Origin of the sequence: Sulfurimonas sp. (assembly GCF_041583195.1) — a bacterium.
Taxonomy (GTDB): domain Bacteria; phylum Campylobacterota; class Campylobacteria; order Campylobacterales; family Sulfurimonadaceae; genus Sulfurimonas.
The window spans coordinates 19627-44991 of record NZ_JBFHGL010000001.1 but is presented as its reverse complement, the minus strand read 5'-3'; the positions used below and the strand labels follow the sequence as shown (position 1 = coordinate 44991).

Sequence of the window (25365 nt, the reverse complement as noted above, 5' to 3'; positions counted from 1 at the left end):
ATGTGAAAACAGCTGTTGTAAAGGTAGTTTTAACACTTGTCGTAATTTCACTTATAACAGCCTGTGGTTATAGACCTAGTGCAAAGTTTTCACGTGACCTTCTTGGTCAAAAGATAAGTACAGACGTTAGAATCTCATCTGAAGATCCTGAAAATACAGTTTTAATTAAAGATGCAGTAGACTCGGCTATAGTAAAGATTCTTCAGTCATCTTTAACAAGCAGAGACCAATCGGATTCTCATCTTAGTATATCTATGAGTACACCTAGCTATTCACCTACACAATACGATTCAAACGGTTATGTTATAGGCTATAGAATGACGGTTAAATTAAATATAAAGAAGTTTCAAGACGGAAAGTCAAAAAGTTATACGTCATCTGGTACATATGACTTTAGTGTAACTCCTAATGCTATTTTAACTGATCAACAACGTTTTGATGCTATTAAGTTTAGTGCTTCAAAGGCTATTAGCTCGTTTATAGCAAAAATATCTTCAGAGGGTGCAAGAAACAAAAGGGAGTAGTTTATGACAATTCAAACTATAATTAAAAATGCTATAAAAAGATTAGAAAACGAAGGTAAACTATTAACTCCGGATTTCTATGCAGAGGCATTTTGTAAAGAGGCCTCATTAGCTAAAATGAGTGTAGAAGACTGCTCCCATGTTGAAAAGTATAAATCATCTCTAAATAAAGATTTTCAAAAAGAGTTAGAACAGTACCGTATTAAAACTATGAGCGAGTTTGTCCGCTTTTTAATCGGAAAACTTAACAGAACAAATCAGTCGGTTTGTTCGGAGAGTCTTGAAGCACAAATTTTATTTACAAAAAGACTTCTTCAAGTTGTAAGTGAACTTCATAACAAAGAGGCAAGTTCATTAGCTAAAAAGTCTATTACACTTATTGATTCAAATCCTAGTGTAGCTCAAGTTGAACAGTTCAGACAACTGTGGACAAATTTTATAACTACTTACGATAATTCTTTTTTACAAAAAATAGGCATTAAAAATAAAGAGGATTTAAAAGCTTCCATTGAAGCTTTGGATTTATCGTCTTTATCAAAAGACGCTTTTGTCTCCGATACAACTACATTTCATAAAGTAGCATCTTTATTAGTCTCTTCATTAGTACCATCAATTGCCTCTAGTGTAAACGATAAAATTGCAGATATGTCTGAGAAGATTAGAAGAAAGCCGGAACTGTTGTCATCAGCATCAATAGAGAATGAAATAAAAGAGGTTATAAAGTTAAGAATAGCACTTGATAAAGAGTCTCTTAAAGAGATGATAGAGTCTCTTGATGGTGTTCTTGATAAACTCTCTGTAAGACTTATAGAGATGATTGAGAGAAGCGATAAGTCTACTGTAGAGATTGAAGGTATAAAAAAAGAGTTAGAAAAGTATAATGAAGAGGGAGAAAAGTCAAAAGAAAATTTTAAAACAGCTCATAAAAAACTTTATACTTTAGCTCTTGCTTTAGAGAGTAGTACTAAAGATTTAAGCAGTGATCTTAATGAACATAATGACCAAGTTAAAAAGCTCTCAAAAAGAATTGAAAAACTTGAAAAAGAATTAGATGAAGCAAGAGCCGAATCAAAAGAAGATTTTTTAACTAAACTATATAATAAAAGAGCATTAGATGAGTTTTTAGGTGTAAAAGAGGCAGAATTTAATAGACATGGTCATAATTACACTATAGTTATGCTTGATATTGATCATTTTAAATCAGTAAATGATAAATATGGTCATGGCGCAGGTGACCTAGTTCTTTCTGCTTTTGCTAAAATTTTAAAACAAGAAGTAAGAACTGTCGATATAGTAGGCAGATTCGGGGGGGAAGAATTTATGGCTATCCTTTGTGAAACTGACTCAGAAGGTGCTGTGGTTTTTGCAGAAAAAGTTCGAAAACATATTGAAAAAGCTAAGTTTATGTATAAAAATGAACGCATAACTGTTACCGTAAGTGCAGGTCTAAGTGAGAGACAGAGCAATATATCTCTAGATAGTACAATAAAAAATGCAGATGAAAATTTGTATAAAGCAAAAAATAACGGACGTAACCAGGTAGTGAGCAAATAAGATGACATTTGAGAATATAGTAGAAAATATAGATACATTACCGCCTTTGTCAAATGCAGCCAATGTTGTTAGAAGTATGTACTCTAGCGGATTGGAAATGATGAGTGTATCAAGCTTGGTTAGAGTACTTGAATCTGATGCAATGCTTATGGCTAATATGTTAAAAATGATAAATACTCCTTTTTACGGTTTTAGGAAAAAGATTTTAACTGCCAGACAGGCTGTTACTTTGCTTGGAACATACAGAGTATATATGTTTATTGTTAAATACTCTATAGATGAGACTTTAAAAGCAGATACTAGTATATACGGGTTTAATACACAGCAGTTCAACGAACTGTGCCATCTTCAAAGTGCTTTGCTTTATCAATGGTATTCTCAGGTAAATAAGGAAGATGCTAAATATCTTTCACAACTGGCACTTGTAATGGAGTCAGGTAAGTTGCTTGTAGCAAATGAAGTTACTAAAAGTGATTATGTAGGTGAGTTTAGAAAAGAGTTTAATGAGTGTGAAAATTTAATAGAGTTTGAGAAAGAAATGCTTGGTATGAGTTCATATAGAATAAGTGCTGAATTGTTTAAACATTGGAATCTTGATGATCATTTTATTGAGGTTTTAAAAGCTCTGGATTACACAAAAGAAGAGTTTAAAGAGTTAGATGTATATATAAAAAGACACAGGCATATTATCCATATTATAACAACTGTTATAAATGTAAAAGAGATTTTGACAGACCATTCAATAGCATTAGCTTCAAAAAAAGTAGGAAAACTAGGTCTTAGCAGAAATATGTTTGAGAGAAGTGCATATAAAGTTAGAGATGCTTACTTTAATTAATTTTTTAGACTCAAAACCGCTTTATTATGATGAAATCGATTACGATAGATTCCCTATAATATACAATAGAATAAAGCAACACTTTAAAGAGCCTAAAATAATACATCTTGTTGGAACAAACGGTAAAGGTACAACTGGCAGGTTTTTAGCATCTGCACTTTTTAAAAATGGTTTTAAAGTTGGGCATTACACATCTCCGCATATTTTAAAGTTTAATGAACGTATATGGATAAATGGAGATGATATAAGTGATGAAGCATTAGAGTCTTATCATAAAGAGCTTATCGATATTTTAGACAAAGATGATTTAGACGCATTAAGTTACTTTGAATACACTACACTTCTCGCTATGAAAGCTTTTGAAGAGTGTGACTTTGTAGTCTTAGAAGCAGGTCTTGGCGGTGAGCATGATGCTACTGCTGTATTTAAAAAAGATCTAACACTTGTAACACCGATAGATCTCGATCATCAGGCCTTTTTAGGCTCAAATATCAGCTCAATTGCGCAAACAAAATTAAATTCTATTCAAAAAAGTTCGATAATAGCTAAACAGAAGCATAAAGAAGTTTATGAGGTTGCTTCTAAAATAGAGCATGCAGATATAAAAAGAGTTGAAGATGTTTTAGACGAAGATGACTGTAAAAAGATAGACAGTATTTCGGATAAACTATCATTAGCTTCATATCTTAGGGATAATCTCTCTTTAGCAATATCAGCACTAAAGTATTTTGGTATAAACTATAAAGAGAGTGACTTTAATAATGCAAGGCTTTTTGGGCGTCTTAGCAAAATTGCTGAGAACATAATAGTCGATGTCGGACATAACCCTTTAGCTGCGTCGTCCATAGTTAAAGAGTTAGGAAATAATAAATATACTTTAGTGTATAATAGTTATAAAGATAAAGACTACAAAATGATTTTGAGTATATTAAAACCTATAATCAAAGAGGTTGAGATCATAAGCATTGAGGGGCAGAGAGTTGAGGATGTCTCTAAGCTTCATCAGGTTTTAAATGATTTAATGGTAAAATATGCCAAATTTTGCGGTGTCCAGCCAGATAAAAACTATTTGGTTTTTGGATCTTTTAGTGTAGTTGAAGAATTTTTAAAAGAGTATTAAAGATATGGATAACCATTTTACAGTTACTATTAACGATGATAACGGTGTAAAACAATTTAATTTACACCAAATAGTAAAAAAGTTAGCGTGGTATGTTTTAGGCTTTTTTACATTCATTGGTTTATTTGCTATCGGGACAATAATATATCTTGATTATTCTGTTGAGCAGATAGAAGAAAAGAAAAAAAATACTGAATTGGCTTATGCAGAACTAAAAGCAAAAAACGACAAGTTAGATAAAAGTATGAAAGAGACGCAAGTCGCGCTTTTTTTAAAGAAAAAAGAGCTAAATGAGGTCTCAGATTCACTCTCAGAAATTGAGACACTAATAGGTATATCACCTGTTGATGAAACTAGTTTGCAAGATAGAGTAAGTAAAACAAAATTAAATTCAGAACATATGGCTTCTTTACTACAATTTATTCCAAACGGTTCACCTGTAAACTATACTGGAGTAACAAGTAAATTCGGATATAGAATTCATCCTACATTAAATAGAAAAGAGTTCCATCAAGGGCTTGATATGCGTGCGAAGATGCAAACACCTGTTTATGCTACGGCTGACGGTGTTGTTGAATATGCAGGCTATCATAAAAAAAGCGGTTTTGGAAATCTGGTAATATTAGAACATAACTACGGATTTAAATCATATTACGGTCATTTAAACAAAGTAGTAGTAAAATACGGTAAGTTTGTAAAAAAAGGTACACTGATCGCATATTCAGGTAACTCTGGTATGAGTAGCGGACCTCACCTTCATTATGAACTAAGATTTTTACACAGAACAGTTAATCCATATCATTTTGTAAAATGGACAGTAGCAAACTATAAAGATATATTTGAACAGGAGAAAAAAATACCATGGCAATCTTTAATAACGGCGACAGCACACATCAAAGTACCACAACCGACACAAACACTACCATCATCACGGCTGGCTCTTCGATTAAAGGAGAAATGAATCTAAGTTGCAATCTATATGTAGACGGTGAGTTAGAAGGTAAGATAAACTCTACTAAAGAGGTAAATATCGGAAAAAACGGTCATATTAACGGTGATGTAACTACTCAAAGATTAGTAGTACAAGGTTTTGTAGAAGGTACACTTCATGCAGATCGCGTTGAGATTAAAGCAAATGGTCATGTTAAAGGTACTGTAGAAGCATCTGAACTTGTTATTGAGGCTAAAGGTATATTTGAGGGTAACTCAATCGTTAAAGGTACTAAACCTGCTCCAAAAAAAATAATGAATCATGAACCTTCAAAAGAAGAGATCGACAAAGAACTAAAACAGGCGTAGATGTCACAGTCTGTTTTATTTGAATATCTAAGTCAAAATAAAAAACCTGATTTAGAACTGTTAATATGTGAGGATTTTGAGGAGGCACACTCTTTAGAGAGCGTGTGCAAATTTTTTAATCAAGACGTAATACTTTTTCCGGACTTTCGTCCCGCATTTGGAGATGATCTACGTGTATATAAAGAGGAGCTTCATGCACTCTTTTCACGTCTTAGAGAGTATTACGCTGCAAAGAAAAAACCGCTAATTATATCTCCGCTTAAAACACTGCTTTTTCATGTGCCAAAGCCAGAGTTATTAGACTCTACGGTTTTAGAATTCGGATCTACTATTGATCTGAGTGAATTTAAATCAAAGATGCTTCACTGGGGTTATAACTTTGTAGATATGGTTCAGGTTGAGGGTGAGATCTCTTTTCGTGGCGACATTATAGATATATATGTACCTTCATCAAAACTACCTGTTCGTATATCGCTCTTCGATGATGAGATAGAGCAGATCAAGTACTTTGAACTAGAATCACAACGTACTCAAAAAGAGGAACTTGATTCTTTAGAAATAACAAGTGCATTTTTCTCACTAGATGAGAATTCATACGACTCTTTAGTTTCAAAAACAGAAAACAGTGAGTACGAAGCATTAGTTAAAGATATAGCATCTTTGGGTTTATGGCATTTAGAAGATAACGCTTATGATTTTTTAGAAGGCAAAAACGTAAAACTTGTTCGTGATCTAGATAGTGTGTTAGTAGATGCATATGCACTAAACAATCCACAGCTTACACGTGATAAGTTTGATCTTGAAGTTCTAAATGATTCTGATGACTACAAAGAGTTAGTAGTTGCAGACGTTCACTCTCTTTTAAAAGTTCATAAAGATAAAAAGATAACTATCATTGCAGCCAATGAAGCTGTTATGAAACAAGTTGGACTGTTTGAGCTTAAAAATGTGACAGAGGTTTACGCTCCGTATATTTTAAATATCTTAACACCTGATGAGATGGTTATATCTCTAAACAAACCTGAAAAGAAACGCCGCAGAAGAAAAAGCTCAATTCTGCTAGATGATCTAAAACGTGGTGATTATGTAGTACATGAGGACTATGGTGTAGGTATATTTGACTCTATTGAGCAAGCTGAGATTTTAGGCGGTGTAAAAGACTTTATAGTTATTAAGTATATTGGTGATGACAAGGTTCTTCTGCCAGTTGAGAATTTAGACTATATTGATCGCTACATTGCTTCAGGCGGTTCTGTACCTGTTTTAGACAGACTTGGAAAAGGAAGCTTTGGAAAACTAAAAGAGAAAGTTAAAAAACGTCTTTTAGAGATAGCGGGAGTTATTGTAAATACTGCTGCTGCGCGTGCACTTATAAAAGCTCCTAAAATCAATATAATCAAAAAAGATTTACAAGAGTTTCAGGCTAAGGCAGGCTTTGATTATACAGATGATCAGACTCAGGCAATAGATGAGATAATCAACCAGATGAGCGGCGGTCATATAATGGACAGACTGCTTAGCGGTGATGTAGGTTTTGGTAAAACAGAAGTTGCAATGAATACGATCTACGCAGCATACAAGTCAGGTTACCAGTCGGCTCTGATTGTACCAACTACGCTTCTCTCAGCTCAACACTTTAGAAGTTTGGATGAGAGGTTTAAAGACTTAGGTATACGTTATGCCAAACTAGACAGATTCGTATCTGCAAAAGATAAGAAAAATATAACTGCGGCACTTGCTTCTGGTGAGCTGGATTGTGTAGTAGGCACTCACGCACTTTTTGGACTTAGTTTTAAAAAGCTGGGTGTTGTGATCGTAGATGAGGAACACAAGTTCGGAGTTAAGCAAAAAGAGAAGATCAAAGAGCTTTACCATAATGTTCATATGCTTAGCATGTCTGCTACTCCGATTCCACGCTCCCTAAATCAGGCACTTAGCTCGATCAAAACTATGAGTCAGCTTTTGACACCGCCAAGTGCAAGACAGGGTGTAAGAACATTTGTTAAAGAGTATAATGAAAAGCTTATAAAAGAGGTAATACTCCGTGAGCTTCGTCGTGGTGGGCAAGTTTTTTACGTGCATAACTCAATAGATCATATGCCAATTAAAATGGGTGAAATTAAAGCGATTTTACCTGAGCTTCGTGTAGTTATGCTTCACTCTAAAATCTCAGCAGTTGAGACTGAAAAAGAGCTATTGAAGTTTGAAGCAGGTGAGTACGATATGATGATCGCAACCAGTATTATCGAGAGTGGGATACATATGCCTCGTGTTAATACTATTATTGTTGACGGTGCTGACAGGTTTGGTATAGCTGATCTGCACCAGCTTCGCGGTCGTGTAGGGCGTGGTGCTTATGAAGGTTTTGCTTACTTTGTAGTAGAGAATAAAGAAAACCTGACTGATGAGGCTAAAAAACGTCTTCTTGCACTAGAATCTAATTCGTTCTTAGGAAGCGGTTCTGTGCTTGCTCACCACGACTTAGAGATCCGCGGTGGCGGAAACTTGGTTGGTGATGCACAAAGTGGACATATTAAGAACATTGGTTATTCGCTATATCTTAAAATGCTTGAAGATGCGATCAGAGAACTTAGCAATACTCAGGAATCAAGCCGTGACAAGGTAGATATTAAGCTGACAATCTCAGCATATTTAAGCGATGATATTATAAGTGAAGACAGATTACGCTTAGATATTTACAGACGTTTATCTGCTTGTGAAGAGAGTGTTGAGGTTTATGAGATCCAAGAGGAAGTTATAGACAGATTTGGTGATCTTGACCAGCCTACACGTCAGTTTTTTGAACTTATGGAGATGAAACTACTTGCACTTGATAAGAAGATCAAGAACATCTCTAACTATGGACAGAACATAACTTTTACTTACAAGAACGACTCTAAAGAGAGTATAAAATCAGATAGTAAAGATGATGATGACATCATTAAAACTGTGCTTTACTATCTTAGAAATGCAAAACCAAAGGTAATATAATGAGAATAGCTTTTATAGGTGATATTGTAGGAAGCCCAGGGCGTAGTATGTTAAAAGAGCATTTGGCAAAGTTAAAAGAGGAACATTCTATTGACTTTGTAATAGCAAACTATGAAAACGCTTCTCACGGTTTTGGTGTAACTTCTAAAAATGCAAACGAGCTTATTTCTTACGGTATAGATGTAATGACTGGCGGTAACCACTCTTGGGATAAAAAAGAGGTAGTAGCTCTGTTTGATACGCATGAGATCCTGCGTCCTCATAACTATCCGCCTGAAGTTGAAGGAACTGGTTGTAAGGTTTACGATGTAAAAGGTGAAAAGCTTGCAGTACTAAACCTTATGGGGCATTACGCTATGCCTATGTGTGAAAACGGCTTTCGTGTTGCACAAGCTACAGTTGAAGAGCTTCATAAAGAGGGTGTTAAAAATATATTTATTGACTTTCATGCAGAGGCTAGCAGTGAAAAGCGCGGAATGATGATGCTGCTTCAAGGAAAAGTATCTGGGATCATCGGTACACATACCCATGTAAGTAGTGATGATTTTCAAATAGCAGAAGGTACAGCGTACTTGAGTGACATAGGTCTGACTGGTTGTCGTGACAATGTGATCGGTATGGATGCAAAAACACCTCTTAAACAGTTTCTTACAGGTATGAAAGGGCATTTTGATGTTCCTAAAAAATGTAAGAAGATCCTTCAAATGGCTGTTATGGACATAGAAGATGGAAAGTGCTCAAATGCATACAAACTAAAAGTATTTGATAATGGAAATATTATTAAAACGGATGCTTGGATCGAACTTTAGTATTTTTTAACAATTATTATTATAATATTTTCACAAAAATACAAAAGGGGTAGTATGTATCGCATATTATTGGTTTCACTTTTATTAGTAAGTAGTTCTTACGCAGAAGATTATTATAAGCGCGCAAATGCGGCAGCTGAAAAAGCATTTGATGATATGGATTGTGATTTTGGAGATTGTAAAAAAGAAGAGCCTAAACCGCAAGTAATAATAAAAGAGAAGATAGTTGAAAAGCCTGTTATTGTTGAAAAAGTAATAGTACAGGAAAAAGTTGTTGAAAAAGAAGTACCTGTAGAGAGAGTTGTAGAAAAAGTTGTTTACAAAGATAAGCCTGTAACTGAGTCTAAGCCAGAAGTTGTTAGCTCAAATAGACACTATAATAAATTATATATAGATGTAGCCGTTCCTGGTGATCCGACTTTTTATTCTGATTATCTATCTCGTACACAAAGAGCTAGTGGAGTTAATTGGAATCCAGTAAAGAAAGCACTTTTAAATGCTCCAGAAAAAGGGAGTGATTTTGTAGTGAAAATTGTTGGCTTTATTGAAGTACCAGCATCTATAAATTCAGAAAAGATCTATATTAAGCCACTAGGAAAAGATATAACTAAATATCTTGTTATTGATGGTAATGAATGGAAATCTGCACAGTTAATGTTAGAAAATGGTTATAAGGAAACTAGAAAAATTCCATTTTACTACAAATATTCTTCATATTACAAGTCTAGCCTAATCAACACAATGACTAATCAGATGGCTGATATCAGTTTTTTAATAAGTAACAAACCTACTGAGCGTGGTGAAGAAAAAAATTATGTTAAAGCAAGAGTTTTTATAGAAGAATAACTAAGCAGTAATTCGGTAGTACTTATCATTTTCAAGATAAGTATTTACCATCGTAGTTCTAAGGTTAGATTCTTTTAATTCTTGAATCTCTTTTGGTAAGTCTTTATTTATAGGGTCTTTACCTTTGAGAGTTTGTTGTTCTTTTAACATCAATGAAAACATTTTAGTATTATCAGCATAAGATGAAGGTGCATGTATTTTAGAGTTTATATTTGTAAATTTTTGAATATTTGCTTCAATAGAGTTTTGTTTTAACTGCTCGTTCAATCTCTCTTTAGTACTCATAATTTTGTTGTGAGATATATAGTTTACAGGTATATTTACTAAAGGTTTATTTGATGAAAGTGTACTAGTTTTTAGTGCGTTTTCAAAAAGTTTTGAACTTGAAGAAGATGAATTTAACTCCCTCTCTTTTGCACTTTTATTTACTGAATTGGCATTTAGATATGTACTATAAGTTGATACGAACATCTTAAACACCTTCCTTCCATTATTATCCTTCACTACTATTATATATTATTTTTTATTATTTTGCTGTTAAATCTATTTTTTGCAACCATTTTGTAATCATAATTTGATACAATATTTACTATATTTATATTGAGGTAGATATGAGCGCAACGATTGTAATAGTTGAAGATGAAGAAGATTTATTAGAACTTATAGAGTACAACCTTGAGAAAGAGGGATTTGAGACAATTGGTTTTTTAAACACAAAGACAGTATCTCAAATACTTGATGAAGAAGATGTAGATCTGTTGATCATGGATAGAAATCTTCCCGGAACAGAGGGTAGTGAATTTGTATCTTTACTACGTGAAGACGGTATTCAGGTACCTGTTATATATCTTAGTGCGAAAAACTCAGATAAAGATATAGAAGAGGGCTTTGAGCGTGGCGGAGATGATTATCTGACCAAGCCTTTTAACATGAAAGAGTTGATTTTTCGTGTAAAAGCTATGCTTAAAAGAACGGGAAATAAACTAAAACAGGGTAATAACCTTGCATATAAAGATCTGTTTTTAGATTCTGCTTCAAGGACGTTAAAAGTTGATGGAGAGAATGTAGAAATTACAAAACTAGAGTTTGACCTATTAAGCGAGTTTATAAAAAACAAAAACTCAGTACTTGACAGAGACTATCTTTTAGAGAATGTTTGGAATGACGGCAGTGATTATCAGTATCGTACGGTAAATGTAGCAATAAACAGACTTAAAGAGAAGATCGATCCAAATAAAACAAAAGATTATATACAAACTGTTCGTGGTGTAGGTTACAAACTTTGTTAAAAATATATCAACTTTTCAATATAAAGTTTACAGCTCTTTTTGTTGGAGTAATATTACTAACTTCTGTAGTCTCTTATGTTGGACTGAAATCGATTATAGTAGAACACAACACAGATAATTTGAAAAATGTTATTCGTATATCTACCGACTTATTATCTAAAGCTGAATCTTTAGAGAGTTTTGCAAATAATATCCATGACAAAACTAACTACCGTGTGACAATCATAGATGAAAATGGTTTGGTTGTAGCTGAAACAAATGAAGATAAAACCACCATGGATAACCATGCCAATCGATATGAAGTTATGATGGCCAATAAGCTGGAGTTCGGTGAGTCTGTACGCTATTCTAAAACAATAGGTGTAGATTTTTTGTATGTAGCAAAAAAGATAAAATATAACTCAAAAGAGTACACTGTACGTTTATCTATGGGACTGGCTCAGGTATTAAGCCATTTTTATGAGTTAAGTTTAAAAATAGGTCTTATATATATATTTATCTTGATTATAGCTTTTTATACTTCTAACACTATGAGTCAGAAGATTATTGAAGATATTGGAAAAATCAAGGTTTATCTTGATGAGATATCTGAGAAAAACTACAAAGCAAATTTAAAAGTAAAATATTTTCATGAGTTTTTAGAGATTTCACTGCTTCTTAAAAACTTGGTAAAAAAACTAGACAAACGCGATCGTCAAAAACGTAAGCATATGGCTAAACTAAGACTTATGAACAAACAAAGAAATGACATACTCTCATCAATATCGCACGAGTTTAAAAATCCTATAGCTTCTATAATCGGTTATGCTCAAACTCTTCAAGAAGATCCGGAAATACCTTTAAAGGTGCGTGAAAAGTTTTTAAGTAAGATAAATTCAAACGGAGAGAAAATATCTCAAATGTTAGACAGGTTGGCACTCTCAGTTAAACTTGAAAACGGAGATATACCGGCTAAAAAAACAAAGTTCAATATTAAAGAGCTGTGTGATGATGTAGTAGCAAATATTTCTTCAAAATATAAAGACAGAGATATCTCTTTTGTTAGTGATGACCTTGAAATTGAAGCAGATAAAACAATGATCGAGTTAGTGCTTACAAACCTCATTGACAATGCTTTAAAATATTCAGAATCTGCAGTTGAATTAAAAGTACAAAATGGTGTTATATCGGTTGTAGACAGCGGTATAGGTATTGATCCTAATCATATAGATAAAATCACAGGCAAGTTTTACAGAGTCGATAAAAACACGTGGGATAACTCTATGGGTATAGGTTTAGCGATGGTATCTTATATATTAAGAGCACACGATACGTCTTTAAACATTGAGTCTGAACCTGGTAAAGGTTCTACATTTAGTTTTAGTATTAAATCTTTGATTGTATAGTTATTTTATTTGCTTCAAAAAGCTCTATAGCTTTTGCAACTGTCGGATGCTCTTTAATATCAGCCGCATTTAACTCAGGAGTGCTGTCGCTTGCTTCGCAGTTTGTAACACAAGAGGCACTTCCACCCATCTCTACATCTTCAACCATTGATGTAGTTTGCGGTCCATTTATTATTGGCTGTTCTTGTTGCATCTCTTGAATTTGCTGGTTTATATAGTTATTTTCCTCAGGAGGCTGTTGTATAGGTTCTTGCTTAGTTTCTTGAACACTCTGTGGGGCATTTTGTTCCTCTATCTCTTCAGGAGTTTTAGAACATAATGTATGTTTTATTTGTGTTTCAAATCCAAATAGTTCACGAACAAGCTGTTTTATTGCCGGAAAACCATGACGGAGTGATTTTTTACAATCTTCGCTTGCACAGCTCTCCCAAGTTAAAACACCGTTTTCAAATGACTTGAATTCTACACTTTTTTCAAAACATTCACCAAGCTCTGCATTCCTGTCTTTAACGTTTACAACTAACTTGTTAAATATCTCAAGATTTGGATCAATTTGCTCAGGCTCTTCTATAACCTCAGGCTCAGGTTCAACAACCTGTTCAGGTTCTGTTTGTTGTACAGGCTCAAGTTTAGGTTCTTCTTCCTCTGCAGGAACTTCTTGTTGCTCTATATTTTGAGTTTGTTGTACTTGCGGAGTTTTAATCTCTGCACGAGGAGTTTGTTCTTGAAGTGATTCGATCATCTGATCTATCTCTTTTATGCGAAGCGCTTCAACCATTTTAAAAAATATAAGGCTTAGTACAAAAGAACCATCTGCATTAATTGAAAAAAGCGATTTTGAGTCACTTAAAATTCTAAAAAACCTATCGATTACGAGAGTTGAGAAGAGTGCATCATTAGCGTACATACGCTCTTTTAGATAAGCAATAAGCTCATCCACTACCATTTCGCTCTCATAGTCTTCCAAAACCTTTGTAAACTCGACTATTTTTGCATAATCTTTTGCAAATATTGCATTGAAAATCTCAGATATAAATTTTGGATCAACAAGACCGAGCATATCAGTTACAGTGTTTACATCTACGTGTGATTTTGAATAGATGATCGCTTGATCAAGCAGTGTTAAAGTGTCACGAAGACTCCCGCTTCCACTTCTTGCCAAGATCTCCAACGCATCGTTTTCGTAAGAGATATTCTCTAGGTTTAGTATATGTATTAGGTGTTCAACAACTTTTCCTAAAGCAATACTTTTAAATCTAAAGTGTTGCGTACGGCTTAGTATTGTAGCCGGCAGCTTTAGAGGATCAGTAGTGGCAAGTATAAATTTTACATAATCTGGCGGTTCTTCTAGTGTTTTTAAAAGTGCATTAAAAGCTTCTTTTGTGAGCATATGCACTTCATCGATAATAAATATTTTATATCTTGCTACTGATGGTTTATATTTTGTCTGCTCGATTAAGTCGCGTATATCATCAATCTTTCTAGAACTGGCAGCATCCATCTCTACAATATCTACATGACGGTTTTCAAGTGCATTTACACAGTTTGAACATACACCGCATGGATTATGAGTTACACCTTGTTCACAAATAAGTGCTTTTGCAAAGATACGCGCCGTTGAAGTTTTTCCGCTTCCGCGAAGTCCTGAGAATAGATAAGCATGACTCAGTCTTTGTGAGTCAAGTGCTAGAGATAGGGTTTGAGCAATACTTTCCTGACCGATAAGTTCATCAAAATTTTTTGGTCTGTATTTTCTAGCCAGTACTTCAGAATTGCCCACGCTTACCTCCATTAATTAATAAAAATGATTTTATCATTTAAAGTGTTAAACTCTTCTAAGAGTTTAAATATTTAACCAATTATGAGCAACTCTTTTTAATGCTTCAGGATTTTCTGATGCAAAGAATTTTAGTGAAGTTTTTGGATGTTTTTTAGTAAAACTAAACTCTTTCTCCATATGCTCCACGATAGCTTCACCAGAATGTATAAGTTGTGTCTTTTCTCCGAAGTATTTTTGAAGCTCGGCTTCTAGCAATGGAAAATGTGTACAACCTAAGATCAGCGCATCAGGAGATGACTTTATGTCTGAGAAGTAATGTCTAAACGTAGCATCTATAACTTCACCTGAGAATATGTCTTCTTCAACAAGGGGAACAAAAAGTCCTGTTGCTTTTGCATTTAAATTCGTAAAGCCTAAATCTTGAAGTCCTATCTCATAAGCTTTTGAATTCACAGTTGCTTTTGTACCCAGAATTAAAATATCTGAATTTTTATCTTCTAGAGAATTCTTACAAGCTAAAATACCTGCTTCAACAACCCCAATAACAGGACAATCAGCACTCTCACGCATCTCATCTAGTGCATAGGCACTTACAGTATTGCAGGCTACTATGATCATGTCTAGTTCAAAATTTTTAAAAAACTCTACTGCTTCTATTCCATAGCGGATAATTGTGTTTTTATCTTTAGTACCGTAGGGTACACGGGCAGTGTCTCCATAATAGATGATCTCTTCAAACAGTTTGTGTGCAAGCATAGACTTAACTACGCTTAAACCACCGATTCCTGAATCAAATACCCCGATTTTCATTATTGTGTATTCATACTCTCTAAGAATTCATCATTAGTTGTCTTTTTACCCATAGTTGTATAGATAAATTTAAGTGCTTCGATCTCATTATCTTGTTTTTGCATCATAGAACGAAGGATAAATACTTTTTGTAGTTTTTCAGGACCGATAAGAAGTTCATCTTTACGAGTACCAGATTTAAGTACATCAATTGCAGGATAGATACGGCGATCAGCAATTTTTCTATCAAGAACAACCTCAGAGTTACCTGTACCTTTGAACTCTTCAAAGATAACTTCATCCATTCTACTTCCTGTATCTACAAGTGCAGTTGCGATGATCGTTAAACTTCCGCCGTTTTCTATGTTACGTGCAGCACCGAAGAAACGTTTTGGTTTGTGAAGTGCGTTTGCATCAACACCACCTGATAAAACCTTACCACTTGAAGGAGTTGCAGTATTATATGCACGAGCTAAACGAGTGATAGAATCTAAAAGGATCACAACGTCGCGACCTTGCTCAACTCTACGTTTTGCACGCTCGATTACCATCTCTGCAACTTTGATATGGTTCTTTGCAGGCATATCAAACGTTGAGCTGTAAACTTCACCTTTAACACTACGCTCCATATCCGTAACCTCTTCAGGACGCTCATCTACAAGCAGTACCATTAGATCAATCTCTGCATGATTAGCACTTATACCGTGAGCTATCTCTTTTAAAAGTTCAGTTTTACCGCTTCTTGGAGGTGCAACTATAAGTCCACGCTGACCTTTACCGATCGGTGCAAAAAGGTCCATCATACGTCCAGTTAGACCTTTTTCTTTATATTCTAATTTGATTTGCTCTAGCGCGTATAATGGAGTTAAGTTGTCAAAAAGCGGACGTTTCTTTGATTCTTCTGGCGGTAAGTTGTTTACTGCTTCTATTTTAATTAAAGCGTTGTAACGCTCTTGATCTTTAGGAGGGCGAACCTGACCTGTTACAACGTCACCATTTCTTAGTGCAAAACGTTTGATCTGTGTGTTAGAAACATATGAGTCGTTTTCAGAATCGTTAAAACTCTTATCGATTGAGCGGATAAAACCGTATCCGTCAGGCATAATCTCTAAAATACCGCTAAATAGGATATATCCACCTTGAGCAGTTTGAGCTTTTAGTATCTCAAATATTAGATCTTGGCGTTTAAGCTCTTGTGGGTGTTCAACATTTAATTCTTCAGCTAGTGCAATTAGATCATCTATTGTTTTTGCACGTAATTCATCTACGCTGGCACCATTTACAGGTTTATGTGAACGGTTAGAATTATTATTTTTACGATTATTTGTTTTGCGAGGTTGTTGTGAAGTGTTATCACTCATAAAATATCTGCCTTAGTTTTTTGGGATTATTTTTGTAGGGGTTATGAATTTTTAGGTTAAATTCATTTTGTATGGAAGAATTTTACTATAAAAATTACATTAAAGTCAAGTTATATAGGTTTTCTTTTAGATGTAAGTGCCTTAACAAGGGCTAATTGAATAGATTGGTAAACTTTATAGTTTTGTTTTAATGCTTTTTCTTCTCTTTGAATATCTTTTTCAAGTCTGCTTTTATCTTCTTCAAGTCTTTTTGTACTTATAGTATCTATTGATGATATTTGTGCATTGATTTCATCTACTTCTTTTTTATCTTCTTTCATATATTGGCGAAGCTCTTGAATCTCATCATCTATATCATATTTTTTTTCTTCGTCGTTGTTCAGTCTTTTTTCATCTAAAAGCTCTTTTATTCTCTCATTGGCTTCATAGATATCCTCTTCTATTTCTCTTCTTTCCTGTACAAGTTCATCTTTATACTCAACAGGAGAGAGGTTGTCTATCTTTAATTTATCTAGATTTTTGCTTATATCGTTTAATTTTTTTTCTAACGTTTCAATTTTTTCTTTTGTTTTAAACCATACAGCGATCGTTCCAAATAAAGCTGAAGGGTTGTATTTTTGCCCATCAGGATTTATGATAGCAGGAGCAGCATAGCGTTTGTTGTGTTTAATAATAACCTGGCCGTTATAGTATTTGATCCAGTTCATAAGATATTCGTCACGATAAGAGATAGCTTCAAGGATCTGATCACTAATATGTGTAAAAACCGTTATAAAATTTATACGAAAGATATATCCTGCAAAACCTTTTCTGAAGTTATGATCTTCAGATTCAAAGTCTGTTAATTCTCTAGCTATGTAATTTTGTATAATAGAGTATACATTTTTTTCATAGTAGTCGTTTGTTACTTGTTTTCTAACAAACAGATATTTAAATATACCATAAGATATCTCTTCTAAAAATCTATCTAAAGTTTTTTCATCAAAGTATTCGTTATATAGTTTTTCGATCTCTTCTTCAGAATATCCGTTAAATCTTTTTTCAGTCTCATCTCTTGAGATAGTCTGAATAATTTTTATAACAATCTGTTCTTTTTTTATTAGGATTAGATCTTGTTCTTCAAGTTCAAAGGCATCTCTAATAGCTTTTTTTATAAAACTTTTTTTATCGATACTCTTATCTTTAATACTTTTAACGTTTGAAACTATTTCGTGAAAGAGTTTTCCGCTAATTACATGAAGATCTTTAATCCCTTTGTGGTCAAAATCTATAAGATCTTGATTATCGACAATTAAATTTAAAAGAGATTGAAAATTAGTCATTAAACATCTTTGCTGAAATTTTTCATAATTCTACCAAAAGATGTTTTAATACTTAATTAGATAGTTTTAGTTTTCCGTTATTTAAGGTTTCCTGTGTTTTTTCGGCAAGTTTTCTTACTTCATCAGCAACAACTGCAAAACCACGTCCATGTTCACCTGCACGAGCAGCTTCAATAGCCGCATTTAAGGCTAAAAGATTTGTTTGGTTTGCTATTTGTGAAACTGTATCAAGGATCTCAATCATATCTTCACGTTGTGTTTTAATGTTTTCTTCTTCTATTTCTTCTGGCTCTGCACTTATTGTTTGTTCTTTAGTTATATTGCTTTTTTCATCTTCTAACTCAGCTATATTTATTTTTAAATATTCTATCTCTTGGTTAGAATTTTCTAGCTGAATTTTATATTGCTCAATATCTTGTGTATAATTTTCTATCTGAGTATTTAACTCTTTAGTTTTATCTATAAGTGTTTTATTTTCTTTACTTAGTTCATTGTTTAGAATTTGATTTTTTTCTGTAATACTATTTATCTCTAGGTTTTTCTCTTGTACTTCTGTTTCAAGTTCCTCTTTATCTTGTTTAAAAATATAAAGCTCTTTTTGAATTTTTATATTTTGATTTTCAATATTAGATGCTTTGGAAGAAAAAACAAAGTAAAAGATTAAACTGCCAATAATAAAGGCTATAATAGAAGCTATTATAATGTGTAAATAAGATGACTCTTTTACAACTTTGTCTTTGTAGATGATCTTATCTTTATAGATCACTTTGTCTTTGTATACGATTTTTTCTTTTTGATCTTTGTATTTTATTTCAAACTCTTTGTTATTATGATCTTCTATAAGTTTTCTACCGTTTTTATTGATTGATTTGTACAGATCTGTAATGGTTTTTATCTGCTTTGAATCTATGCCTTTTAAATTCTTAAGTACATCTATGGTCTTTTTCTCTAAAGATTCAAGTGTTTTACTTTGTGATTTGTCAAGAGAGAGTGAGGTTGCTATTTTTTCATGTGTAGATATAACAAGGTAATATAGTTGAACTTTATCTTCAGCTTTAAGTTTGGAAGATATCTTATCAAGTTCAACGCTTAAACGGCTGTAGTCATTTTCTATTTTTAGAGCATCTGTATCTGCTTGAATAAATATAGTTAAAAGAAGTAATACTAATAATGTTTTCATGCTGTTTTAAAGCAAGATTTGTGCCATTACTGAAGAGTTTTTTACACTCTAGATGGAATCGTAATTTTTGCCTTAATTTTATTGGATATAATATCGGCAATTAAAGAAAAAAAAGAAATTAAATATGTCAATGAAAATTTATAATATACTGGTAACAAACGATGACGGGTATGAAGCTAAAGGGCTTTTAGAACTTGTAAAAACTCTAAAAGAGATAGAAGGCGTTAGGGTAACCGTAGTAGCTCCTGCTAATGAAAAGTCGGCTTGTTCACACTCTATTACACTATCACGTCCTTTGCGTTTTATCGGTATTGACGATGATTTTTTTAAACTAGATGATGGGACTCCGGGCGATTGTGTATATCTCTCTTTAGCATCAATATTCGCAGATAGAAAACCTGATCTTCTTATAAGCGGAATTAACCGTGGATCAAATATGGGTGAAGATATTACATATAGCGGAACTGCAGCTGGTGCAATGGAGGGAGTGCTGCATGACATTCCTTCAATAGCTATAAGTCAGGTTATGGATTTTTCAGATCCAGGCGGTGATTTTTTCCTTGCAAGCAGTTTTATAAAAGATTTAGTTGTTAAGATAAAAAATGGCTCGTTTCCACTACCAAAAAGGGAGTTTTTAAATATAAATATCCCTTACGATAAAAAAGAAGCGGAAGTTAAAGTTACATATGCAGGTTACAGACACTACGCAAACGATGCGCATGCACACAGAAACCCACGCGGTGAAGAGTTTTACTGGCTTGGTCTGCATCCACTTAGTTTCTCGCCAAGAGCTGGACAAAAAGGTATGAGCGATTATGAGGCTATAAAAGCGGGATATATATCTATAACACCGATTATGCTTGATCTTAGTGCATACAAAAGTATGGAAGGGTTAGAGACTTGGCTAAATACGACCGAATAAAACTTTTGCTTGAAGATGATTTTGTAAAACTGCAAGATGCAAAAATCATCCTTTTAGGTGTAGGCGGAGTTGGAAGCTTTTGTCTTGACTGCTTGGTTAGAAGCGGTGTTAAGCATATAACTATAGTTGATTTTGATACTTATGATCAGAGTAATCAAAACCGTCAAATGTGGTCAGAGATGCATGAGGGTGAATTAAAAGTGGAAGCTTTAAAAAAACACTATCCTGATATTGAGATTATAAATGCCAGAATTGATGAACAATGGGTTTGGAATTTTGATTTTGAACCATATGATCTTGTTTTAGATGCAATTGATGATACAAAAGCCAAACTTGCCCTTGCACAGAAATGTTATAAAAAACTCATCTCTAGTTTTGGAAGCGCAAAGCGTATAGATGCATCTGCTGTAAAAGTTGATGATATATGGAAAACATACGGGGATAAGTTTGGTTCAAAAATCAGATATGAGCTTAAAAAACGCGGATTTAAAAAGAAGTATAAAGTGATATTTTCATCTGAAGAGGCACGTGTAAAAGAGAAGGGAAGTTTTATGGGTGTTACTGCAACCTTTGGGCTGTATATGTGTAGTGAGGCTTTAAAAAGGTTAATTAAGTGAAAAAAATATTTCTTCTATTTTTTTTGCTTTTTATCTCATTAAAAGCTCAGGAGTTGGTAGAGTTTGATTATGAACTCGATGCGTATTATTCAAATGTTTCAGCTTTTATTGATCTAGACAGAGATAAAAATATAACAGATGGAAGTAAACTTAAAGAGAGCGAGATTTATTCAAAACTTTTTTATAAAACGTTTGAGCCGAATATTTTTTTAATAGAAGCTGCCGTGCATCCTATGAATATTTTAGGTACTTACTATAGAAAAGAAAATGAGGATAAATATACAAAAGAAAATATCAATAAATTTAATCCTGTTAAGGCTTTAACAGCAGGTTTTGAAGAGCCTTATTCATTAACTTTCTTTTTGGGAAGGATGATGATCTTTAGTAAAAAAGATGGTGAACGTGTAGGAAAAAACCGTGCATACATGGGTTATATGTTTACAGTCGGTGACAAAACGATAAAAGATAATAAATCATACACCGATAAATGGTTTAATTTTGAGTTTAAACTAAAAGGTACTCGTGAAAAGAGAAACAGAGATTTAGACTGGAGTTTTAGAGTAGGTGCAAGACTTCATGACAATCGTGATTTTGTAGATACGGTTTATGTGGGTGCAAGAAGAAAGAGCATAGATTATGACAAAGGTGTATATTCACTTGTTTATAACTCATCAATAACTACGCTTTTTTCATTTAGAAAAGATAATTTTGAGATGACAGATGCTGAATTCACAGTCGGTAAAATACTACCTATTAGTTTTGATGGTATCAGTTTTTCACTAGAGCTCGGTTACCTTTATACTTCGAAGTATAAGTATGACGGTGAACTTAGAAATGATGGTGTAGATAGTCATCAAGCGATCATACGACCAAATATAAATTGGAAGTTTTAAAATAATTTAAAAGGATTTAATTGTTCGATTTTTTAGATAGTGACTGGTTTAATATAGGATTAGAGATAGTTTTTTTAATACTTATATCTTACGATGTAAAAAAATATATAGAGACTAAGAAAAAAGAGTATATAGTCAATATTGTTTTAACGGTAGGATTTGCTATTTGGGTTTTATATCCATATTATAAAAGCTATTTCGGTTGGGAAGAGAGTCAAAAGAAAGAGCTTATATCTACATGTGTAGATACTAATGATACAAAGCTTTGTAAATGTGTAGATGAAGCTTTGTTCAAAGGTTATACATATGATGAATATAAAGTACTTGACAAAAACTCAAGTGAATATATTGGGTTTGTAAAAGATGCAAAAGAAGAGTGTTTAGATGATAGCTGGTTTTGAAGATAAACTGCATTGCGAAGGTATAGTCGGTGATGGTTGCGGTGGTGGACGTATCTTTTTTATAGATGAAGATGCACTAAAAGTATATGATCCTACAACAAAAGAGCAGATTTTACTTTTAGATGGAGTTACAGATGCAAAAGCGATCTCTAAAAAAGCATGCACGGTTACTATAGAGTGTGAAAATGAAGTGATAAAGTTTGACTTATCGCTTATGCAGAAAATTTGATATAATCATAAAACTAAAAATTATTAAGAAAGTATTGAGATGCAAAGAGTTGAACCAATGACACTGTTTGGCTATAACAAGTTACAAGCAGAAGTAAAAGAATTAAAAGAAGTAAAACGTCCCGCTGTTGTTAAAGCGATAGAAGAAGCAGTGGAGCAAGGTGACTTAAAAGAAAATGCAGAGTACCATGCAGCTAAAGAAGATCAAAAAAATATAGACAATCGTTTAGCAGAATTAGCAGAGATAATCGGGAATGCACAAATAGTAGATCCTAGTGAGCTAGAACACTCAAAAGTATCTTTTGGATCAACTGTTGTTTTAGAAGATCTAAATAGCGGTGAAGAGATGACTTATACTATTGTAGGCGGTAGTGAATCTAACCCTGAGATGGGTCTTATATCTTTTGGTTCACCTTTAGCTAAACAGCTTTTAGGAAAAGAAGAGGGAGATGATTTTAAAGTACGTCTTCCAGGCGGTGAAAAAGAGTTAGAGATCATAGAAGTAAAATATCAGGAGATAGTTTTTGAAACACATTAAGGTTGGAGTTGTAGGAGCTAGCGGTTATACCGGGCTTGAACTTGTTAAAATACTTTTAAACCATCCACAATTTGAACTTTCATACGTTGCAAATTCGGAAGGAAATACAACTTTAGATAAGCTGCACCCATCTTTAAGTGGTGTATGCGACATGGCTGTAGAGAAAGCAGATATGGATGAGGTAGCTAAAAAGTGTGAACTTGTATTTTTAGCACTACCTCATAAAACTGCTATGGCTTATGTAAAACCTTTAATAGCTAGTGGAGTAAAAGTAGTTGATCTCTCAGCTGATTATAGACTTCCTCTTGATACTTATGAAGAATTTTATTGCCCTCATTCTGATAAAGAAAATTTAGAACACTCTGTTTATGGACTTCCTGAATTATTCAGAGAGGAATTAAAAACTGCAAAACTTGTAGCAAACCCTGGCTGTTTTCCAACTTCTGCAATTTTAGGATTACTGCCATTTATGGATAAGCGTATATCAAACACTCCAATCATTGTTGATGCAAAAACTGGTGTTAGCGGAGCTGGTAAAAAGTTAAGTGAGACTACACATTTTGTAAACGTAAACGATAACCTTTTTGCTTACAACCCTTTGATGCACAGACATGCACCTGAAATTGCTGATAAGTTAAATATAGATTTTGATGAGGTAAATTTTGTTCCACATTTAGTTCCTATTACACGTGGAATGCTCAGTTCTATTTATATACAAGTTGAAGGTGACTTTGATGCAGAGGCTGTTTTAAAAGAGTATTACAAAAACAGTCCTTTTGTAAGAGTATCGGATAAACCTGTAACTATGAAAGATACTGCCGGAACAAACTTTTGCAATATTTATGTACAAAGAAAAGGAAGTACTCTTTTAATTTTAAGCTCAATTGACAACCTTCTTCGCGGTGCATCAAGTCAGGCTGTTGTAAATGCTAACCTTATGATGGGACTTGCCGAAGATATGGGTATACCAAAAATTGCCTATGTTCCATAAGGAATAATTTTTGATTGATATAAAAGACGGCGCATTCCTTGTTTCGGATGCGCACTACTCACATATACGCCCGGAACTTTTAAACTTCTTTAAAGATATTCAAAACAATAAACTTCGTCCTACTCAACTTATTTTAATGGGAGATATTTTTGATCTACTGTTTGGTGGAATCGGAAGAACAATTAAAAGAAATCAGGAGATAGTGGATCTTATTAATGATATTTCCAAAAACATAGAGGTTGTCTATCTTGAGGGTAATCACGATTTTAATCTAAAAAATATTTTTAAAGATGTAAAAGTTTTTAAAATATCCCAGCAGCCTGTTGAGTGTAATGTAGATGGTAAAAAAGCATATTTGGCACATGGTGATTTTAATGCACCTCTTGGATATAAAATATATACGTCGGTTATAAGAAATAGAGTAGTTCTATTTATTCTAAATATTATAAATATGATATTTGATAATGTAATTTTAAAGAAACTGGATATCTATTTAGATAAGAAAGATGACTGTAAAGAGATAAAAAACTTTGAAAATATAATCAAAAAAAGACTTGAAAATGGTTTTGATTGTGAGTACTTCATAGAGGGGCATTTCCATCAGAACAGGCATTTAGAACTAAGAGGTTTTTATTATATAAACTTGGGAGCTTTTGCTTGCAATCAAAGATATTTTATAGTAAGATTTGCTAACAAAGAGTTATTGCAGTGCAATAAATACTTAGGGGAATAAAAGATGATGAATGAAAATTCACTAAAAGTCGGCTCTAATGAGATGGAGCTTGTTGATTTTCGTATACTCAAAGAGCAAGATGGAGAGATATACGAGGGAATTTATGGAATAAACGTTTCAAAAGTCCGTGAAATCATCAAGATGCCGAAGTTGACAGAATTACCTGGTACTCCTGAATTTATTGAGGGTATATTTGATCTTCGTGATGTAGTTATACCTGTAGTAAATTTGGCAAAATGGATGGGCATAACTGAACCTGAAGAAGCAGAAAAAAACGCACGTGTAATTATTACCGAGTTTAATAATATCCTTATTGGGTTTATCGTTCATGATGCTAAACGTATAAGAAGAATCAGTTGGGGTGATATTGAACCTGCTTCTTTTGCAAACGGAAGCGGTCAATTAGACAAAAGCAAAATAACTGGTGTTACAAAAATAGAAGACGATAGTGTTCTTTTAATACTTGATTTAGAGAGCGTTGTACAGGATTTAGGTCTATACGAACCTGAAATTGACACCAACATGCGTGATTTAGACGGTGAAACATTTACTGGTGTGGCACTTGTTTTGGATGATAGTGCTACTGCTAGAAAAATAGTTAAAGACGCATTAGAAAAAATGGGCTTTAGTGTTATTGAGGCAATGGATGGTCAAGAAGGTTTAGAAAAACTAAAAGAGCTTGCTGAAGTTTACCAAGATAAGTTAGAAGATAGTTTAAAAATAATAATATCAGATGTTGAGATGCCTCGTATGGATGGTTTCCATTTTGCTGCAAATGCAAAAGAAGATAGCAGGTTTAAAAACATACCGATTGTTTTTAACTCTTCGATAAGTGATCATTTTAGTGAAAATAGAGGTATTGAAGCCGGTGGTGAAGCTTACTTAGTTAAGTTCCAAGGCGGACCATTTTATGATGAAGTGTCACGTGTAGTTCGTGCACATATGAAATAGGAGT

25 protein-coding genes and 1 pseudogene are annotated in these 25365 nt (G+C 33.5%); 20 read left to right on the top strand and 6 right to left on the bottom strand.

Features of this window, described 5'->3' with window-relative positions:
• Positions 1-2 precede the first annotated feature (2 nt).
• Genes lptE through ABZA65_RS00195 form a run of 9 tightly spaced genes read left to right on the top strand, consistent with a single transcriptional unit; the run spans position 3 to position 9981 of the window.
• On the top strand, positions 3-524 hold the full coding sequence (lptE, locus tag ABZA65_RS00235; protein ID WP_373069366.1) for an LPS assembly lipoprotein LptE: 522 nt from the start codon (positions 3-5) through the stop codon (positions 522-524).
• 3 nt (positions 525-527) lie between these two features.
• Entirely contained in the window at positions 528-2078 is a 1551-nt protein-coding gene (locus ABZA65_RS00230; RefSeq protein ID WP_373069364.1) for a diguanylate cyclase, read from the top strand.
• A 1-nt stretch (position 2079) separates the two neighbouring features.
• On the top strand, positions 2080-2916 hold the full coding sequence (locus ABZA65_RS00225) for an HDOD domain-containing protein (protein WP_373069362.1): 837 nt from the start codon (positions 2080-2082) through the stop codon (positions 2914-2916).
• The gene (locus ABZA65_RS00220; protein ID WP_373069958.1) at positions 2882-4036 is read left to right on the top strand and encodes a bifunctional folylpolyglutamate synthase/dihydrofolate synthase; all 1155 of its coding nucleotides are present in this window, start codon (positions 2882-2884) and stop codon (positions 4034-4036) included. Before ABZA65_RS00225 ends, ABZA65_RS00220 begins: the two co-directional genes overlap by 35 nt.
• Before the next feature lie 4 nt (positions 4037-4040).
• Positions 4041-4997: a M23 family metallopeptidase gene (locus tag ABZA65_RS00215; RefSeq protein ID WP_373069360.1), complete on the top strand. Its 957-nt coding sequence runs from the start codon at positions 4041-4043 to the stop codon at positions 4995-4997.
• Positions 4994-5335 (top strand): polymer-forming cytoskeletal protein, encoded by a 342-nt coding sequence (locus ABZA65_RS00210; protein ID WP_373069358.1) that lies wholly within the window; start codon positions 4994-4996, stop codon positions 5333-5335. Before ABZA65_RS00215 ends, ABZA65_RS00210 begins: the two co-directional genes overlap by 4 nt.
• The gene (locus tag ABZA65_RS00205) at positions 5336-8326 is read left to right on the top strand and encodes a DEAD/DEAH box helicase (RefSeq protein ID WP_373069356.1); all 2991 of its coding nucleotides are present in this window, start codon (positions 5336-5338) and stop codon (positions 8324-8326) included. It abuts the gene before it with no gap.
• A complete protein-coding gene (locus tag ABZA65_RS00200) occupies positions 8326-9135 on the top strand; it encodes a YmdB family metallophosphoesterase (RefSeq protein WP_373069354.1) in 810 nt (269 codons plus the stop codon). The genes ABZA65_RS00205 and ABZA65_RS00200 overlap by 1 nt, the downstream gene beginning before the upstream one ends.
• A 54-nt stretch (positions 9136-9189) precedes the next feature.
• Positions 9190-9981 (top strand): hypothetical protein, encoded by a 792-nt coding sequence (locus tag ABZA65_RS00195; RefSeq protein ID WP_373069352.1) that lies wholly within the window; start codon positions 9190-9192, stop codon positions 9979-9981.
• On the opposite strand, the gene ABZA65_RS00190 is transcribed toward ABZA65_RS00195, so the two are convergent.
• A complete protein-coding gene (locus tag ABZA65_RS00190; protein WP_373069350.1) occupies positions 9982-10452 on the bottom strand; it encodes a hypothetical protein in 471 nt (156 codons plus the stop codon). It abuts the gene before it with no gap.
• A 140-nt stretch (positions 10453-10592) separates the two neighbouring features.
• On the opposite strand from ABZA65_RS00190, the gene ABZA65_RS00185 reads away from it, so the two are divergent.
• Together ABZA65_RS00185 and ABZA65_RS00180 are read left to right on the top strand one after the other, a co-directional pair.
• Positions 10593-11270, top strand: coding sequence for a response regulator transcription factor (locus ABZA65_RS00185; RefSeq protein ID WP_373069348.1), 678 nt, complete (start codon positions 10593-10595; stop codon positions 11268-11270).
• A complete protein-coding gene (locus tag ABZA65_RS00180) occupies positions 11264-12655 on the top strand; it encodes an ATP-binding protein (RefSeq protein ID WP_373069346.1) in 1392 nt (463 codons plus the stop codon). Before ABZA65_RS00185 ends, ABZA65_RS00180 begins: the two co-directional genes overlap by 7 nt.
• Here the strand turns inward: ABZA65_RS00180 and ABZA65_RS00175 are convergent.
• The 5 genes and pseudogenes from ABZA65_RS00175 to ABZA65_RS00155 form a co-directional block, all read right to left on the bottom strand.
• The gene (locus ABZA65_RS00175) at positions 12636-14435 is read right to left on the bottom strand and encodes a DNA polymerase III subunit gamma/tau (RefSeq protein ID WP_373069344.1); all 1800 of its coding nucleotides are present in this window, start codon (positions 14433-14435) and stop codon (positions 12636-12638) included. The two genes, ABZA65_RS00180 and ABZA65_RS00175, sit on opposite strands and share 20 nt — an antisense overlap.
• A gap of 63 nt (positions 14436-14498) precedes the next feature.
• Complete coding sequence (gene murI / locus ABZA65_RS00170) at positions 14499-15245, bottom strand: glutamate racemase (protein ID WP_373069342.1); 747 nt, start codon at positions 15243-15245, stop codon at positions 14499-14501.
• On the bottom strand, positions 15245-16585 hold the full coding sequence (rho, locus tag ABZA65_RS00165; protein WP_373069340.1) for a transcription termination factor Rho: 1341 nt from the start codon (positions 16583-16585) through the stop codon (positions 15245-15247). The genes murI and rho overlap by 1 nt, the downstream gene beginning before the upstream one ends.
• A 110-nt stretch (positions 16586-16695) precedes the next feature.
• Entirely contained in the window at positions 16696-17907 is a 1212-nt protein-coding gene (locus tag ABZA65_RS00160) for a hypothetical protein (RefSeq protein WP_373069338.1), read from the bottom strand.
• A gap of 79 nt (positions 17908-17986) precedes the next feature.
• Positions 17987-19087 (bottom strand): annotated as a pseudogene (locus tag ABZA65_RS00155) (methyl-accepting chemotaxis protein); the annotation flags it as partial.
• A 130-nt stretch (positions 19088-19217) separates the two neighbouring features.
• Between ABZA65_RS00155 and surE the strand changes: the two are divergent.
• From surE to ABZA65_RS00110, 9 genes are read left to right on the top strand one after another with little or no spacing between them, the layout of a single operon-like run.
• The gene (gene surE, locus ABZA65_RS00150; RefSeq protein ID WP_373069336.1) at positions 19218-20009 is read left to right on the top strand and encodes a 5'/3'-nucleotidase SurE; all 792 of its coding nucleotides are present in this window, start codon (positions 19218-19220) and stop codon (positions 20007-20009) included.
• Complete coding sequence (locus ABZA65_RS00145; RefSeq protein WP_373069334.1) at positions 19988-20626, top strand: ThiF family adenylyltransferase; 639 nt, start codon at positions 19988-19990, stop codon at positions 20624-20626. The genes surE and ABZA65_RS00145 overlap by 22 nt, the downstream gene beginning before the upstream one ends.
• The gene (locus tag ABZA65_RS00140) at positions 20623-21519 is read left to right on the top strand and encodes a hypothetical protein (RefSeq protein ID WP_373069332.1); all 897 of its coding nucleotides are present in this window, start codon (positions 20623-20625) and stop codon (positions 21517-21519) included. Before ABZA65_RS00145 ends, ABZA65_RS00140 begins: the two co-directional genes overlap by 4 nt.
• Positions 21520-21539: 20 nt before the next feature.
• Positions 21540-21920 carry a hypothetical protein gene (locus ABZA65_RS00135; RefSeq protein WP_373069330.1) on the top strand — a complete coding sequence of 127 codons (381 nt, stop codon included), beginning with the start codon at positions 21540-21542 and terminating at the stop codon, positions 21918-21920.
• Complete coding sequence (locus ABZA65_RS00130) at positions 21904-22149, top strand: thiamine biosynthesis protein ThiF (protein WP_373069328.1); 246 nt, start codon at positions 21904-21906, stop codon at positions 22147-22149. The genes ABZA65_RS00135 and ABZA65_RS00130 overlap by 17 nt, the downstream gene beginning before the upstream one ends.
• 39 nt (positions 22150-22188) lie before the next feature.
• A complete protein-coding gene (greA, locus tag ABZA65_RS00125) occupies positions 22189-22686 on the top strand; it encodes a transcription elongation factor GreA (RefSeq protein WP_373069326.1) in 498 nt (165 codons plus the stop codon).
• Positions 22673-23677, top strand: coding sequence for an N-acetyl-gamma-glutamyl-phosphate reductase (gene argC, locus ABZA65_RS00120; protein ID WP_373069324.1), 1005 nt, complete (start codon positions 22673-22675; stop codon positions 23675-23677). The genes greA and argC overlap by 14 nt, the downstream gene beginning before the upstream one ends.
• Positions 23678-23687: 10 nt before the next feature.
• On the top strand, positions 23688-24410 hold the full coding sequence (locus ABZA65_RS00115) for a UDP-2,3-diacylglucosamine diphosphatase (protein ID WP_373069322.1): 723 nt from the start codon (positions 23688-23690) through the stop codon (positions 24408-24410).
• Positions 24411-24413: 3 nt separating this feature from the next.
• On the top strand, positions 24414-25361 hold the full coding sequence (locus ABZA65_RS00110; RefSeq protein WP_373069320.1) for a chemotaxis protein: 948 nt from the start codon (positions 24414-24416) through the stop codon (positions 25359-25361).
• Positions 25362-25365 lie beyond the last annotated feature (4 nt).